Annotated in this window: 3 protein-coding genes; all 3 read right to left on the bottom strand. The window is 69.5% G+C overall.

Annotated elements, in window-relative coordinates; translation table 11 throughout:
• A partial coding sequence (locus G5C65_RS34845) for a hypothetical protein (RefSeq protein WP_165303066.1) occupies positions 1–1,255 on the bottom strand: 1,255 nt, incomplete at its 3' end.
• On the bottom strand, positions 1,245–1,964 hold the full coding sequence (locus G5C65_RS34840) for a DUF8175 domain-containg protein (RefSeq protein ID WP_241266276.1): 720 nt from the start codon (positions 1,962–1,964) through the stop codon (positions 1,245–1,247). The genes G5C65_RS34840 and G5C65_RS34845, both read right to left, overlap by 11 nt.
• Positions 1,965–2,377: 413 nt before the next feature.
• Positions 2,378–2,704 carry a hypothetical protein gene (locus tag G5C65_RS34835; protein ID WP_165303064.1) on the bottom strand — a complete coding sequence of 109 codons (327 nt, stop codon included), beginning with the start codon at positions 2,702–2,704 and terminating at the stop codon, positions 2,378–2,380.
• Between the last annotated feature and the right edge of the window lie 171 nt (positions 2,705–2,875).

The raw sequence follows: 2,875 nt of genomic DNA, 5'->3' as shown, positions 1-2,875 counted from the left end.
CTCCCTCTCCTCCCTCTCCGCCGCCCTTGCGGGAGCTGTGCGCGGCGACGCCGCCCGCCGCGGGCCCGCCGGCGGCCGGTTTGGCCCCCGCGCCGCCCTGGGCGCCGCCTGCGCCTCCTGCCGCGCCCCCGGCGGCGGCCCCCGCGCCGCCGCGTCCGCCGTGCGTGTTGATGCCCTGCCGGACGAGCGCGGCGGGCGAGGAGACCACGGCCGCCGCGGCACGCGACGAGGGGTCGCGGATGGCGTTGCGGTGGCTCACGATGTCGTCCCCGAAGCCGGGGACGAAACGGTAGATCATGGCGCTGGCGAAGATGGCCAGCAGGATGATGGCCAGCCCGGAGATGATCGCGGACGCGGAGTCCGGCCCGTCCCCTGCGGTGAGCGCACCGGCGAGGCTGAGCACGATCACGATCACGGGCTTCACCAGAATCACAGCGATCATGATGCCCGCCCAGGTGCGGACGTGCTTCCACAGGTTCTTGTCGACCAGCCCGGCGTAGACCGCCGTCCCGAGCAGCGCCCCGACGTACAGCATGGCGGCCCGTACGACGAGTTCGAGGTAGAGCACGCCCGCGGCGAGCACCGACACGAGGGAGACGAGCATGAGCATGACCGGCCCGCCGCCGATGCCCGTGCCCTTCTCCAACGACTCGGAGAACGTCCCGAAGAACTGGTCCGTCTTCCCCTTCGTGCCCGACGCGATGACGTCCGTGACGGCGTCCGTCGCCGAGACGACGGTGTAGAGGATGAGCGGGGTGAACGCGGAGGCGAGCACGGTGAGCCAGAGGAAGCCGATGGCCTCCGTGATGGCCTCCGTGAACGGCACCCCGCGCACCGCCCGCTTGGCGACGGCCAGCAGCCACAGGAGCAGCGTCAGCACGGTCGACGCCGCGAAGACGACGGCGTACTGGCGGAGGAACTGCTCGTTGGTGAAGTCGATTTTGGTGGTGGCGTTGACGAGGTCCGCGAGCTTGTCGATCATCCAGGCGGCGGCCTTGGCGCAGCCTCGGGCGAGGGCGTTGAGGGGGTCGGTCGCGTACTCCGGCTCGGGGGCGCGCCCCCCGCCGCCGCCGGAGCCGCCGCCGTCATTGCCTTTTTCGCAATACTCTCTCGCAGGTGCGACGACAAGGTCACAGTCGTCGTCCTTCGGGTCCGGTGCCGCGAATGCCCGAGTAGCGAGCAGGATGGCAGCGGTCTGCAGCCCGGCCAGCACGGTTCCGACCGTTAGGGCCCGACGGCGAGGGTTAGCGGGCATACGTGAACCCTCCGAACTGGTCGACTGCGTTGGCGATCGCATCGGCGCTTGAGGCTCGGTTGTCACCCGGGATCGGTGCTGGCCCTTCCTTCTGAGTGAAGCTGTGGACTTTCCAGTCCCCCTTGACCCAGCGCAGATTGAGATCCAGCGTGAACCAGTCATTCTTCACCGGATTGCTGGACTTGCCGCCAGCGGTACCGAAGAGACCGGTGCACCAGACTTGAAGCCTGGCGGCGTTGTTGGAGAAGTCTACGACCTTCGTGCCGAGCGGCGCGGTTCGAGACACATAAGTCATGCCGTCCTTGGCATTGCCATTCTTGTCCAGGCCCATGCTGTCCAGGAGCTTTGCGCTGTAGGCTTTGTCCATCTTGGTCAACATGTCGTCGACCTTGCTTGGCATGAAGAGCTGGTGGATGATCCCGTCGCGCTTGTCAGGCTTCACAATGTCAGCGGACACTAGAGCGACGGCATAGTTCGATGCCGCGCTCTCGGCTCCCTGCTTCGTCTTGGGGAACCCGGTGGCGATGTCGCCCTGCTTGCCCTTGACGGGGTCCTCGCCGGTGGGGGCGGTCGGCTGGGCGCGGTTCTTGCTGCCGTCGCCGCCACCGCCTCCGCCCCCGTCGCCGTCCGAGCCCCCGTCTCCGCCGCCGCTGTTGGCGAAGGCGATCGCGGCGATCAGCAGGACCACCACCGCCACCACCGTGAGCATGCTCCGGCCGGGGCGGAGCGGCGGTCTCCCGCCACCTGGTTCCGCGTCGGGGAGCCGGGTCCGGGTCGTCGTGAGGCGTTCGCCCGGACCAGCGGGATTGCGCCCACTCCCGTAGTCACCGTCGTCACTCATGCCGGGCTGGCCCCCTCGACCTCAACTCGACTTCCCAACTTCCGTCAGTGCATTGTCTCCTCAGTCGACGTTAGCCGCGCCACCGCCGCCGCGGGTTGAGAGCGCGCAGGCGGATGGAAGCATCCCAGCACTTGGGACGGTGCGCCTCCGTGCATCGTTCCCCGCCAGCGCATAGGTACTGCTCAGCCACTGCGTGAACGGTGTGAACGTGCCGGACGGCGGCGGGGCCAGTTCATCCACAGCCTGTGGATGAACTGGCCCCTGACATGCCCCGGCGAGGCTTACGCCGGACGCGCCCCCCGTGTGCCCTCCTCCAGCGCCCGGCCGAGCTGCGCGTGCAGGGTCTCGGCCTCGGAGGGGGAGAGGGTGAGGTCGAGGTCGGCGAGGTGCTGGTTGTCGCGCAGCAGCCAGAGGGGCACGGCGATGTGGCCCTCGGCCTCCAGCCGTACGGACTTGGCGGGCACGCGGTCGATCCGCCAGCCGTCGAGCTGGCTGTCCTCCCGAAGCCAGTCGGGGGCCAGGGGGGACAGGGCGTACGTGCGGGCGCAGGGCGGGCACGCGTAGAGGATCGCGCCGGGGCCGCTGCCCGTTTCGACTGCGTCGATCATGGTGGGTTGGTGGGTCGGCAGCCGGCAGAGGATGCAGCGGTCCTGGCCGGCCGTCATACGGCCGCGCCGAGCGGGCCGACGACCGGTACGCCGTCGAGCGCGAGCGCGAGGGCGGTTCGGCGTTCCTGTTGCTCGTGCGCGACGAGGTAGGGGCGTACAAGGGGGGACCTG

Source organism: Streptomyces boncukensis, assembly GCF_011045075.1.
In the GTDB taxonomy this organism is placed as follows: Bacteria; Actinomycetota; Actinomycetes; order Streptomycetales; family Streptomycetaceae; genus Streptomyces; species Streptomyces boncukensis.
This window is presented reverse-complemented; position numbering and strand designations above follow the sequence as displayed.

Excerpts from the sequence above, each read along its gene's own strand:
- G5C65_RS34840 (WP_241266276.1), bottom strand. The coding sequence starts at position 1,964 with ATGCTCACGGTGGTGGCGGTGGTGGTCCTGCTGATCGCCGCGATCGCC.
- G5C65_RS34835 (WP_165303064.1), bottom strand. The coding sequence starts at position 2,704 with ATGATCGACGCAGTCGAAACGGGCAGCGGCCCCGGCGCGATCCTCTAC.